This is a genomic window from Streptomyces sp. NBC_00096 (assembly GCF_045041305.1).
Lineage (GTDB): Bacteria > Actinomycetota > Actinomycetes > Streptomycetales > Streptomycetaceae > Streptomyces.
Window position 1 is genome coordinate 4333909 of record NZ_CP108221.1, and the last position, 12825, is coordinate 4346733.

Here is a 12825-nt window from a genome sequence, read left to right on the forward strand (position 1 = left end):
GCGGCCGCCTCCGCCCGAACCACCCGCTACGCCCCCGCCCCCTCCACGTAGAGTCCGGGGGTGGAAGAACCGACCGTGCACGCGCACCACCACCAGCCCGGCCTGCCCGTTCGCTCCGGGATTCCCGAGCACGGCCGCATCCCCAAGTACTACGCCGTCAAGGCCCGCATCGCCGGGCTGCTCGACGAGCTCGGCGAGGGTGGGGCGCTGCCCACCGAGCGGGATCTCGCCGAGCAGTACGAGGTCTCGCGCGAGACCGTCCGCCAGGCCCTGCGGGAGCTGCTGCTCGAGGGCCGGCTGCGCCGCTCGGGGCGCGGCACGGTCGCCGCCGGGCCGAAGCTCGAACAGCCCCTGTCGCTGGCGAGCTACACCGAGGGCGTACGCCGCCAGGGGCGCACGCCCGGCCGGCACCTCATCGGCCTGGAGCGCTTCCCCTGCCCGGCCGGCGTAGCCCCGGACATCGGCGCCGAGCCCGGGGAACCGGTCTGGCACCTGGAGCGGGTGCTGCTCGCCGACGAGGAGCGGGTCGGACTGGAGAGCACCTACGTCCCGGTCGCCCGCGCACCCCGCCTCGACGTCGATTTCCAGCCGGACTCCTCCTTCTACGGATACCTTCACGACAGCCTCGGCATCTCCTTCGGCGACGCCGACGAGAAGCTGGAAACGGTGCTGGCGACCCCCCGCGAGGCCCTGCTGATCGGCACCCCGCCCGCACTTCCGATGCTGCTCATCCACCGTTTCTCCCGCGACCGGGACGGCCGGCCGCTGGAGCGGGTGCGTTCGCTCTACCGTGGCGACCGGTTCAGCTTCACGACCCACCTGCGGCCCGAATAGTCCCGCCCGATCCCCCCGGAAGGTGAGAAAAGGGACGCATGTTGGTCACGGAATGGTAACGGGTCTAGTCCAAGCGTTGGAGGCTGTTCACCGGGACGTCGTCCGGGGGATCCTCCCGGGTCACGGGCCGCCGCCACCGTGGACCACGTGAGAGTCATAGTCGTCGGAGGCGGCGTGGTAGGCACCATGCACGCCTGGCAAGCAGTGGAACGCGGCCACGAGGTCGTCCAGATCGAGCGAGAGGCGGAGGCCCGCGGCGCGTCATTGCGCAATTTCGGCCAGATCTGGGTCAGCGGCAGAGCCGGGGGCGAGGAGCTCGACACCGCCCTGCGGGCCCGTGAGCTCTGGGAGCGGATCGGCGAGCGGGTCCCCGGCCTGGGCTTCCGCGCCATCGGCTCCCTGACCCCCGTCCGCAACGCCCGCGAGTACGCCGTCGCCGAGGCGGCCGTCGCCCGTCCCGACGCGGCCGCCCGCGGCTACGAACTGGTCACCGCCGAAGCGGCCCGGGCGATCAACCCGGCCCTGCGCGGCGCGTTCGAGGCCGCCCTGTGGTGCGAGCGGGACGCGGCCGTGGAACCGCGCACCGCCCAACTGCACCTGCGCGAGGCCCTGCGCGCCTCCGGCCGCTACACCTTCCTCGCCGGCCGCGAGGTCCGCGAGGTCACCGGGCCCGGCGCCGTCCGCGACGACCACGGCGACGTCCACCGGGGCGACGCCGTCGTCCTGGCCACCGGCGCCTGGCTCTCCGGCCTGGTCCGCGAGCTGGTGCCCGACCTGCCCGTGCGCCGCGTCCGGCTGCAGATGATGCAGACCGCCCCGCTCGGCGAGCCCCTGACGACCTCGGTCGCCGACGCCGACAGCTTCCGCTACTACCCCGCGTACCGGAGCGGAGCCCTCGACGAGCTCAACGCCGAACAGGCCCAGGCCCCGATCGCGGCCGCGCACAAGATGCAGCTCCTGATGGTGCAGCGGCAGGACGGCGGACTGACCATCGGCGACACCCACGAGTACGAACACCCCTTCGCGTTCGACACCCTCGAAGACCCCTACGAACACCTCACCGGGGTCGTCGAGTCCTTCCTGGGCCGCCCGCTGCCGAAGATCAGGCACCGCTGGGCCGGCGTGTACGCGCAGTGCACCGACACCACCCGCGTCGTCCACCGCCAGCAGGTGGCCGACGGCGTCTGGCTGGTGACCGGACCCGGCGGCCGGGGCATGACCTGCTCGCCCGCCATAGCCGAGACCACCGCCAACGAACTGGGCTGGTAAGCGATATGACTGACAACACCCCTCACGGGACCCGCGAGCACGGCCTGGTCGTCCTCGACATGGCCGGTACCACCGTCGCCGACGGCGGCCTCGTCGAGCGCGCCTTCGAGCGGGCCGCCGAGCGCCTGGGCGTCGAGCCCGGCAGCGCCGACCACGCCGCCAAGCTCCAGTACGTCCGCGACACCATGGGCAAGTCGAAGATCTCCGTCTTCCGCCACCTCTTCGGCACCGAGGACCTGGCCCGGCGCGCCAACTCCGCCTTCGAGGAGGCCTACGGGGAGCTCGTGGACGGCGGCCTCATCGCCCCGCTCCCCGGCGCCCGCGAGGCCGTCGAAAAGCTCCGCGCCGACGGCCGCACCGTCGTCCTGACCACCGGTTTCGCCCGCGTCACCCAGGACGCCATCCTCGACGCCCTGGGCTGGCAGGACCTGGCCGACCTCACCCTGTGCCCCGCCGACGCGGGCGGCCGCGGCCGCCCCTACCCGGACATGGTGCTGACCGCCTTCCTGCGCACCGGCGCCGTGGCCGACGTACGCGACACCGTGGTGGCCGGCGACACGGCGTACGACATGCTCAGCGGCGTGCGCGCGGGCGCCGGGATCGTGGCGGGCGTCCTCACCGGCGCCCACGACCGCACGGCGCTCCAGGAGAACGGCGCCACCCACGTCCTGGCCTCCGTCGCCGAACTCCCGGCCGTCCTGGAGCGGGCGGCGCACGGCCGGGCGGCGCACGGCCGGGCGGCGCAGGAGCAAGCGGCGCAGGACCGGGCAGCCCAGGACCGGGAGTCCGGCGCGTGAGCGGCATCCGCTTCGACTCCGTCTCGGTCGCCTACCACGGCACCACCGTGCTCGACCGGCTCGACCTGACCGTCGAGCCCGGCGAGGTCATGGCGCTGCTCGGACCCTCCGGCTCCGGCAAGACCACGGCGCTGCGGGCGGTGGCCGGGTTCGTACGGCCCGTCTCGGGCCGGGTGCTGATCGGCGACCGGGACGTCACCGCCCTCCCGCCGCACAAGCGCGGCATCGGCATGGTCGTCCAGCAGTACGCGCTCTTCCCGCACATGCGGGTCGAGGACAACGTCGCCTTCGGCCTCAGGGCACAGAAGGCGCCCAGGACCGAGATCCCCGGCCGCGTCGCCGAGGCCCTGGAGATGACCGGGATGGCGGCCTACGCCAAGCGCTACCCCCGGGAGCTCTCCGGCGGGCAGCAGCAGCGCGTGGCCATCGCCCGCGCGCTCGCCATCCGCCCCGGGGTACTGCTGCTCGACGAACCGCTGTCCGCGCTCGACGCCCAGCTGCGCTCCGGGATGCTGGCGGAACTGGCCCGCCTGCACCGCGAGTTGCCGGAAGTCTCCATCCTCTACGTCACCCACGACCAGGTCGAAGCGCTGACCCTGGCCGACCGGATCGCCGTCATGGACCAGGCCCGGCTGCAGGACTGCGGCACCCCGCAGGAGCTGTACCGCGCCCCGCGCACCGAGTTCACCGCCTCCTTCGTCGGCAACGCCAACCTGCTGCCCGTCACCGTGGCCGACGGGGGCGCCCTCTTCGCCGGGCACCCCCTCGCGCTCGACAACGGCCGCGCGGCGGTCGGTGCGAGCGCGACCCTGTGCGTACGGCCGCACCTGCTCGGCCTGGGCGCCGGCCCCAACGCGCTCAGCGGGACGATCACAGAGGTGCAGTGGCGCGGTTCGACCCACCGGCTCTACGTGGACATCGAGGGCCACCGGGTCAAGGCGGACCTGCCCGAACTGCGCGAGACCCCGGCGCTGGGCGACCGGGTCACCCTGCACTTCGAGCCGGAGGACGCCGTGCTGCTGTCCGCGGGGGTCTCCGATGACTGAGGCCACGGACCGGCGCACCCCCACCCCGGCCACCACCCCGCAGACCACCCCCACCCCGGCCGCGCCCGCCGGGCACCGGGCTCCGGCCGTTCCCCACCAGCCCGTACGATGCCCTGCCCCGGGCGGACCGCAAGGCCCGGCCGAAGCCCCTGGCGGCTTCGCGGCGAAGGCCGCACGCGGGCCCCGTACCGTGCCCGGCTGGCTGTGGGCGGTTCCTCCCGTCGCCGTGCTCGCGGCGGTGTTCCTCTACCCGCTCGCGCTGGTCGTCCAGCAGTCCCTGACCCCCGAGAACGGCGGCGGAGCCTTCGACGCCTACGCCTCCGTCTTCGCCTCGCACTCCTTCCGCGAGGCCCTCGGCACCACGGTCTGGCTGGCCGTCGGCGCCACCATCGGCTGCCTGCTCCTCGGCTTCGCGCTCGCCCTGGTCGTCGCCTTCGTCCCCTTCCCCGGGGCGCGCGCCGTCGCCAAGTTCATCGATGTCTTCCTCTCCTTCCCCTCCTTCCTCATCACCCTCGCCCTCCTCTTCGTCTACGGCACGGTCGGCATGGCCAACGGCCTGTGGACCGACGCCTTCGGCGTCACGGAGGGGCCCTTCCACTTCCTGACCACCCCGTGGGGAGTCCTCCTCGCGGAGGTCACCTACTTCACGCCCTTCGTCATGCGCCCGCTGCTCGCCGCCTTCTCCCAGCTGGACACCGCCCAGCTGGAGGTGGCCTCCTCGCTCGGCGCGAAGCCCGGCCGCATCATCCGGCGGGTGATCCTCCCCGAGGCGCTCCCGGCCCTCGCCGCCGGTGGCAGCCTCGTCCTGGTCATGTGCCTCAACGAGTTCGGGATCGTCCTGTTCACCGGAGCCAAGGACGTCACCACGCTCCCGATGCTCATCTACGGCAAGGCGATCCTCGAATCCGACTACTCGGCCGCCTGCGTGGTCGCCGTCGTCAACATCGCGATCTCCGTCGGCCTGTTCGGCCTCTACCGGGTGGTGAGCAAGCGTGCTGGTGCATAGCAAGAGCGGCCGCTGGGCCGCCTGGAGCCTCTTCGGCCTCCTCTTCCTGCCCCTCTTCGCGCTGCCCCTCCTCGTGGTGGTGGCCGCCTCCTTCTCCACCCACTGGTCCGGCGCCTTCCCCTCCGGACCGACCACCGGGAACTACGCGGCGGCCGTCCGCGGCGAATCCCTCCAGGCCCTGACCACCTCACTGGTCACCGCCCTGGCCGCCAGCCTGCTCGCACTCACCGTCGGCAGCTGGGCGGCACTCGCCGCCGCCGGGATGCGGGAGCGGGCCAAGCGGTCCATGGACGCGCTGTTCATGCTGCCGGTCGCCGTGCCGTCCGTGGTCGTCGGCCTCGCCGTGCTCGTCGCCTTCAGCAAGCCGCCGCTGCTGCTCAACGGCACCAGCTCGATCGTGATCCTCGCGCACACCATTCTTGTCACGGCGTTCGCCCACCAGTCGGTTTCGGCTGCCATCCTGCGTCTCGACCCCGCGTACGAGCAGGCGGCGGCCTCCCTGGGCGCCCGCCCCGCGTACGTGCTGTGGCGGGTCAAGCTCCCCCTCCTGCTGCCGTCGCTCACCGCGGCCGCCGGGCTCTGCTTCGCCCTCTCCATGGGCGAGCTGAGCGCCACGATGATGCTCTACCCGCCGGACTGGATGCCCCTCCCGGTCCGCATCTTCACCGCCACCGACCGCGGTTCGCTCTTCAGCGGCTCCGCCGTCGCCGTGGTCCTGATGGCCACCACCCTGCTGGTCCTGCTGGCCGTCTCGCGCGTCCGCACCAGGGCCGCGTACCGCTGAACGCTCCCGCCCCGCTCAACCCCGCTGATTCCCTGCAGACTCCCTTTCCCCGTAAGGAAGCTCCATGCCCAGCAACACGTACCTGCGCCTCACCGCCGCCGTCACCGGCAGCCTCGCCCTGGCCGCCGGCCTCACCGGCTGCTCGGGATCCGCGGCCGGTTCCTCCGCGGACAAGGGCGGCGGCGAGAAGGTCGTCACCGTGTACAGCGCCGACGGCCTCAAGAGCGACAAGGGCGACGGCTGGTACGACAAGGTCTTCGCCGACTTCACGAAGAAGACCGGCATCGAGGTCAAGTACGTGGAGGGCGGCTCGGGCGAGATGGTGCAGCGCGCCGTCCGCGAGAAGACCAACACGCAGGCCGACGTACTGATCACGCTGCCCCCCTTCATCCAGCAGGCCGACGGAAAGGGCCTCCTCCAGTCGTACGAGCCGCAGGGCTCCGAGAAGGTCAACGGCGCGAACAAGTCCTCCGCCGGCAAGTGGACCTCGGTCGTCAACAACTACTTCGGCTTCGTCTACAACAAGAAGGAGCTGGCGTCGCCCCCCAAGACCTGGGAGGAGCTGCTGGACGCCAAGTACAAGGGCAAGCTCCAGTACTCCACCCCCGGCGTCGCGGGCGACGGCACCGCCGTGCTCATCAAGTCGATGCACGACTTCGGCGGCAAGGAGCCGGCGATGGAGTACCTGAAGAAGCTCCAGGCCAACAACGTCGGCCCGTCCTCCTCCACCAGCAAGCTCGCGCCGAAGACCGACAAGGGCGAGCTGCTCGTCGCCAACGGCGACGTCCAGATGAACTTCGCGCAGTCCAAGTCCATGCCGAACCTGGGCATCTGGTTCCCCGCCAAGGACGGCGGCAAGCCCACCACCTTCTCCCTCCCCTACGCGGCCGGCCTCCTCGACAAGGCCCCGCACACCGAGAACGGCAAGAAGCTCCTCGACTACCTGCTCAGCGAGGAAGCCCAGAAGCTGGTCAGCGGGGTCGGCGGCGGCTTCCCGGCGCGCACCGACGTCAAGCCCACCGACGCCAACGCCGTCGAGCTCACCAAGCTCATGACCGGCGTCGAGGTCTTCGAGCCGGACTGGGCCGACATCGACAAGAACCTCACGGGGTACGTGGACGCGTGGAAGTCGGCAACCGGAAGCTGACCGGTCGCCTCCCGGTCACCCACGACCGGGACAGTGACGCATGGATAACGGGTCTGGACCGAAGACCGCACCTTCGGTCCGGACCCCACGCACGCACCGACGCCCGCACCGACCCACGCACCGGCGCAGGCAACGCTCCACGCACCGACGCACGTAACGCAACACGCACCGCTCCACGCACCGCCGTACGTCCACCCGCGCATTCACCACGATCACTCCCGGAGGAGTTCGTGCCCACTGCCCTGCCCGGACGCGCCCTCGCCGTGGCCGCCACCGCCACGGCCCTGCTCGCCGGCTCGCTCGCCGCCCACGCCGCTCACGCCGCCACCACCGACGAGGCCGTCGCACCCGTCAACAAGGTCCTCGTCATCGGCATCGACGGCACGGTCCTGGACCGGGTCAAGGTCGCCGACGCACCCAACCTGAACGGCCTGATGGCCCAGGGCCTGACCGCCCGCAGCACCCTGTACGCGAACCCGATGGCCGCCACCTCCTCGGGTCCCGGCTGGTCCACCATCGCCACCGGCGTCTGGCCCGACAAGCACGGGGTGAAGGACAACTCCTTCACCGGCAAGAACTACGCGGCCTACCCGGACTTCCTGACCCGCATCGAGAACGCCAAGCCCGCGCTCAACACCTACGCGGCCGCCGACTGGGAGCCCATCACCTCCACCGACCAGAACGGCCCGATCTTCTCCGCCAAGGTCGACAAGAGGCTCAGCCTCAAGGGCGACCGCGACGGTTACGGCAGCGAGGACCCGAAGATCGCCGCGGCGGCCGCCACGGAGCTGCGCGACCAGAACCCCGACGCCGCCTTCGTCTACTTCGGCGAGATCGACCACGCGGGCCACTCCTCCGGCGCCGCGAGCCAGGAGTACCTGAACACCATCGCCCGCGTCGACAAGCTGGTCGGCCAGCTCCTCACCGCGGTCCAGGCCCGCCCCACCTACGGCCAGGAGAACTGGAAGATCCTGGTCACCACCGACCACGGCCACACCGACGCGGGCGGCCACGGCGGATCCACCATCCAGGAGCGCGGCACCTTCGTCATCGCCAAGGGCGCGGGCATCACCGCCGGTTCGGTACGGACCGACGTGAAGCTCGTCGACGTCGCGGCGACCGCGCTCGCACAGGTCGGGGTCGCGGCGGGCTCCGCCATCGACGGCATCCCGCTGGACGCCCCGGACGACAACGACGCCTTCGACACCCTGCGCCCGAACCTCCAGGCACGCGTGGACGAGACGGGCATCCCGGCCGCCACCAAGGGCTTCACGCACACCCCGCCGGCCGGCTGGTCGATCGACAACTCCAAGATGGGCACGGGCGGTGTCACCGAGTGGGCCGGATGGGCCTTCGCGACCGACGAGTTCTGGAGCCAGTCGCAGCGCGACCAGTGGCGCGAGCTCAACGTCCGCTCGCGTGACGTCTTCGCCGTGGCCGACTCCGACGAGTGGGACGACAAGAGCCACACCGGCTCCTACGACTCCACCCTCATCACCCCCAAGTGGCCGGTCACCGGCGGCTCCACGAAGGCCCTGACCTTCCAGACCCACTACCACCACGAGGCCGGCCAGACCGCCCAGGTCCTGGTCTCCTACAACGGCGCCGCCCCGTCGGTCGTCAAGAGCTACACCGCCGACGCGGTCGCCAGGTCCGAGTCGATCGCGCTCCAGGTCCCGGCCGGTGCCACCGACGTCCAGGTCCGCTTCCGCTACAGCGGCAGCAACAACTGGTACTGGACCGTCGACAACGTCCACCTGGGCTGACGGCGTCCGCCCTCCGGTCCGGGCCGTGGACGCCGAACGCGTTCCCGGTCCGGCCCGGATAGGGTGGTAGAGACCAGAGGTCACAGAGGTCAGACGCCACCGAGAGCGGAGAACAGTCCAGTGGCAGAGCGCAAGCCGATCGAATCCTGGCTCACCGACATGGACGGGGTCCTCATCCACGAGGGCACCCCGATCCCCGGCGCCGACGCCTTCATCAACCGGCTGCGCGAGTCCGGCAAGCCCTTCCTGGTGCTGACCAACAACTCCATCTACACCCCGCGCGACCTCCAGGCCCGGCTCAGCCGGATGGGCCTGGAAGTCCCGGTCGAGAACATCTGGACCTCGGCGCTGGCCACCGCGAAGTTCCTCGACGACCAGCGCCCGGGCGGCACCGCGTACGTCATCGGCGAGGCCGGCCTGACCACCGCCCTGCACGACATCGGCTACGTCCTGACCGACCACGAGCCGGACTACGTGGTCCTGGGCGAGACCCGGACCTACAGCTTCGAGGCCATGACCAAGGCGGTCCGCCTCATCAACGCGGGCGCCCGCTTCATCTGCACCAACCCGGACGAGACCGGCCCCTCCACCGAGGGCCCGCTGCCGGCCACGGGCGCGGTCGCCGCGCTGATCACCAAGGCGACCGGCAAGAAGCCGTACTTCGCCGGCAAGCCCAACCCGCTGATGATGCGGACCGGTCTGAACGCCATCGGCGCGCACTCCCACAGCAGCGCGATGATCGGCGACCGGATGGACACCGACATCCTCGCGGGGCTGGAGGCGGGCATGCAGACCTTCCTCGTGCTGACCGGTCTGACGTCGATCGAGGACACCGAGAAGTTCCCGTACCGGCCGACCAAGACGGTCAAGTCCATCGCTGATCTGGTCGATCTGGTTTAGGGCGTACGGCTGACACGTACGGGCCAAGAGAGCGCCGCTCCGGATGCGGAGCGGCGCGGCGCGCGTGAATCTCCTTGTTGAGGAGGTTCACCATGCGCAGTGATTTGATCGCTCTCCGTGCCGCCGGGGTGGCCGTCGCCCTGACGGCCCTGTCCGCCGTGACCGCGCCCATCGCCTTCGCGGAGGAGTGGAACCGCGGCAGCGTGTCCGCAGACCCCCATCCGGCCGAGCCGGGGGCGCAGGTCAAACTGCGCGTCCGCGGCTGTGACGAGGACTGGGCCGTCGCGCAGTCCGCCGTGTTCGTCTCCGAGGTCCGGCTTTCCGCCGGCCGCGACGACGGCCGCACCCTGTGGGGCGACGCGATGATCCGTTCGTGGGCCGAGCCCGGCCGCCACGACATCAAGATCAAGTGCGGCGGCCGGGGCGGCGAGCGCGAGTGGGGCACGATCGAGATCGAGCGCCGCCGCGAGCATCACCCCGACCCCCACCACACGCCCGTCTGGCCGGTCCACGCGGGCGGCGGCGGCATGTCCGCGGAGCTCGCCACGAAGGCCAAGGCCGAGCAGGTCAAGGCCGAGCAGGTCAAGGCGGAGCAGGCCGCCGCCGGAACCGCCGCCGGCTCCGCGCAGCTGGCCGCGACGGCGAAGAAGAGCCACGGGGGCGACGGCCCCGGTCTGCCGCACACGGTGATCGGCGCCGTGCTCGCCGCCGCCGCCACCCTGGCGGTCGCCGGCCGGGCGATGACCCTGCGCCGTCGCCGCAGCGGCGAGTGAGCGGGTGATCGGGTGAGCGGGGAGGCGAAGGTGCCCGGCTCCCGGCTGCTGACCTTCGCCGCCTGGTCGGTGCTGGTCCTCGGGCTGTGGCTGTGGGGCCGCGAGATCACCGGGGTGCAGATACCCGTCCCCGGCCAGGCCGGCGGACCGGCGGCCGCGGGCATGCCCGCGGCGCACACCCCGCTGGGGCCGGCCGCGCCCGCGCGGGTCGACGTACCGTCCCTGGGCGTCCAGGCCCCGGTGATCGTCCGGGATCTGGACGCGAAGGGTGCGATCGAACCGCCCCCGTACGAGAACCCGGGCACGGTGGGCTGGTGGCGCGGCGGTGCCCAGCCCGGCACGGCCGGGACCGCGCTGCTGGTCGGGCACGTGGACACGCAGTCGAAGCCGGCGGTGTTCTACGGCCTGAGCTCGGCGAAGCCGGGCGACAAGGTGCGCGTGGTGCGGGCGGACGGATCGGTCGCGGAGTTCACGGTCGAGGACGTACGGGTCCACGAGCGTGCGGGCTTCGACCCGGCCAAGGCGTACGGCCCGAGGGTCAGGGGCCGGGCGGAGCTGAGGCTGGTGACCTGTGGCGGCGCGTACGACAAGGCGGCCAAGGAGTACACGGCGAACGTGGTGGTGTCGGCGTACCTGACGGGCGTCGGGGTCCGCCCGGGAACGGCGGCGTAAGCGGCGTAAGCGGTCCGGGCAAACGAAGAAGCCCCTCGCAGTTTTCACTGCGAGGGGCTTCTTCCGTCTGTGCGCCGCCAGGGACTCGAACCCCGGACCCGCTGATTAAGAGTCAGCTGCTCTAACCAACTGAGCTAGCGGCGCTTGGTGACAGGGAAAACTCTACCCCACCCGTACCGGTGCTCGTGACAGGCCGCGCCCGCGTTGTCCGATTAACCCATGTTTGGGGGGTTTATCGTGCACGATATGTCTGGGCCAGGCCGAATCTGATGCCCCGACAGATGCGGTCCCGGCCGACCAGCGGACGAGCAGGGGAGTGGACGGAACCGCATGACGATGCAGCCTCCGACGGATGTGTACGAAGTGACGCCGATGCCCGCACCGGCCCCGGCCCCGGCACCGGCCGCGGCGTCTGCCGGGACCCCGATGCCGATGCCCGCCTTCGAGGAGTACGAGCCCGCCGGCGACTGCCCGTGCCAGGGCTGCGCCCAGCGCCGCCGCGCACTCGCCCGGGCCCGGGCCATACCGCTGCGCGACGGCGGACACCCCGCCGCGCGCGGGGCGCGCCGGGCACTGGTCCTGGTCACTGCCGCGGGGGTGGTCCTGGGCGGCGGCGCGGGAGCGGCGGTCGCGGTGACCGCTCCGGGCCCCGGCGGCACGGTGTCGCAGGACGACCCGGGGCAGCCGCAGGGCGGCCGGGCACCGCTGCACGGCGGGAAGAAGGGCGCGCCCGCGAAACCGGCCGGACTGCCGGGAGCGCCCTCGGCGGTGAAGCGGACCGACCGGGCGGCGATCATCAACCGGGCGAAGCTGTGGCTCGACGCGCAGGTCCCGTACAGCATGTCCGAGTACTGGTCCGACGGGTACCGGCAGGACTGCTCCGGCTTCGTCTCGATGGCCTGGAACCTCGGCACGAACGAATGGACCGGCAGCCTCGACAAATTCGCGACCCGGATCACGAAGGAGGAGCTGCTGCCCGGGGACATGCTGCTCTTCCACAACCCGGCCGACCCCAACAAGGGCTCGCACGTCGTGATCTTCGGCGGGTGGGTGGACGAGACCCGCACGCACTACGTCGCCTACGAGCAGACGCGGCCGACCACGCGGCGCCTGCCCACGCCCTACGGCTACTGGAACAACGCCGCGAATTACGTCCCGTACCGGTTCAACGGGGTGGCGGGCGGCGTCGTTCCCGGGACCCCGGTGGTCGGCGAACCGCCGAAGCCGGGCGGCCCGCCGGCCGTCCCGACCGCCTTCCCCGGGGCGTCGAAGTTCGGGCCGGGCGCGGACAACGTCCACATCGCCCAGCTGGGCCGGATGCTCGTCGACCGCGGCGGCTCCCGCTTCTACCCCAAGGGCGTCGGCACGCAGTGGACCGACGCCGTCCGGCAGGCGACCGAGGCCTTCCAGCGGGCCCAGGGCTGGACGGGCGCGGACGCGGACGGCCTTCCGGGCGCGCACACCTGGCGGCTGCTCGCCCAGCACCAGGGCAAGGACATTCCGCCGGCACCGGGCACCGCCCCGGCACCGGCCGGCACCCCGGCCCGCGGCGGTACCCCGGCACGGGGCGTCGCCCCGGGCCCGGCGGGCAAGCCCGCCTACCCGGGTCTGGCGACCTTCCGCCCTGGGGTGTCCCACCCGTCCATCACCGCCCTTGGCCGCCAGCTGGTGAAGAAGGGCTTCGGCAAGTACTACCCAACCGGTCCGGGCTCCCGCTGGGCCGAGGCCGACCGCCGCAGCGTCGAGGCGTTCCAGCGAGCCCAGGGCTGGCGCGGCGCCGAGGCCGACGGCTACCCGGGCCCGGAAACCTGGCGCCGGCTGTTCGCATGAC

The 12825-nt window shown here is 72.1% G+C and carries 12 protein-coding genes and 1 tRNA gene; 12 read left to right on the top strand and 1 reads right to left on the bottom strand.

Annotated elements, in window-relative coordinates:
* The first annotated feature begins 60 nt into the window (after positions 1-60).
* From OG904_RS19055 to OG904_RS19105, 11 genes are all read left to right on the top strand, one after another.
* On the top strand, positions 61-834 hold the full coding sequence (locus tag OG904_RS19055; RefSeq protein ID WP_405492502.1) for a GntR family transcriptional regulator: 774 nt from the start codon (positions 61-63) through the stop codon (positions 832-834).
* Positions 835-981: 147 nt separating this feature from the next.
* Entirely contained in the window at positions 982-2103 is a 1122-nt protein-coding gene (locus tag OG904_RS19060) for a TIGR03364 family FAD-dependent oxidoreductase (RefSeq protein ID WP_405492504.1), read from the top strand.
* 5 nt (positions 2104-2108) lie between these two features.
* Entirely contained in the window at positions 2109-2900 is a 792-nt protein-coding gene (locus tag OG904_RS19065; protein ID WP_405492506.1) for a phosphonatase-like hydrolase, read from the top strand.
* Positions 2897-3946 (top strand): ABC transporter ATP-binding protein, encoded by a 1050-nt coding sequence (locus OG904_RS19070; protein WP_405492508.1) that lies wholly within the window; start codon positions 2897-2899, stop codon positions 3944-3946. The genes OG904_RS19065 and OG904_RS19070 overlap by 4 nt, the downstream gene beginning before the upstream one ends.
* Positions 3939-4952, top strand: a complete 1014-nt coding sequence (locus tag OG904_RS19075; protein WP_405492510.1) for a 2-aminoethylphosphonate ABC transporter permease subunit — start codon at positions 3939-3941, stop codon at positions 4950-4952. Before OG904_RS19070 ends, OG904_RS19075 begins: the two co-directional genes overlap by 8 nt.
* A complete protein-coding gene (locus OG904_RS19080) occupies positions 4939-5736 on the top strand; it encodes an ABC transporter permease (RefSeq protein ID WP_405492512.1) in 798 nt (265 codons plus the stop codon). Before OG904_RS19075 ends, OG904_RS19080 begins: the two co-directional genes overlap by 14 nt.
* A 64-nt stretch (positions 5737-5800) precedes the next feature.
* Positions 5801-6883, top strand: a complete 1083-nt coding sequence (locus OG904_RS19085; protein ID WP_405492514.1) for a 2-aminoethylphosphonate ABC transporter substrate-binding protein — start codon at positions 5801-5803, stop codon at positions 6881-6883.
* 230 nt (positions 6884-7113) lie between these two features.
* A complete protein-coding gene (locus tag OG904_RS19090; protein ID WP_405492516.1) occupies positions 7114-8649 on the top strand; it encodes an alkaline phosphatase family protein in 1536 nt (511 codons plus the stop codon).
* A 120-nt stretch (positions 8650-8769) separates the two neighbouring features.
* Positions 8770-9549, top strand: a complete 780-nt coding sequence (locus OG904_RS19095; RefSeq protein ID WP_328298841.1) for an HAD-IIA family hydrolase — start codon at positions 8770-8772, stop codon at positions 9547-9549.
* A 92-nt stretch (positions 9550-9641) separates the two neighbouring features.
* Positions 9642-10322 (top strand): hypothetical protein, encoded by a 681-nt coding sequence (locus OG904_RS19100; protein ID WP_405492518.1) that lies wholly within the window; start codon positions 9642-9644, stop codon positions 10320-10322.
* 12 nt (positions 10323-10334) lie between these two features.
* Positions 10335-10994, top strand: coding sequence for a class F sortase (locus tag OG904_RS19105; protein WP_405492520.1), 660 nt, complete (start codon positions 10335-10337; stop codon positions 10992-10994).
* A gap of 70 nt (positions 10995-11064) precedes the next feature.
* Here OG904_RS19105 and OG904_RS19110 read toward each other — a convergent pair.
* A tRNA-Lys gene (locus tag OG904_RS19110) sits at positions 11065-11138 on the bottom strand.
* 282 nt (positions 11139-11420) lie between these two features.
* On the opposite strand from OG904_RS19110, the gene OG904_RS19115 reads away from it, so the two are divergent.
* Entirely contained in the window at positions 11421-12824 is a 1404-nt protein-coding gene (locus OG904_RS19115; RefSeq protein WP_405498116.1) for a peptidoglycan-binding protein, read from the top strand.
* Position 12825 lies beyond the last annotated feature (1 nt).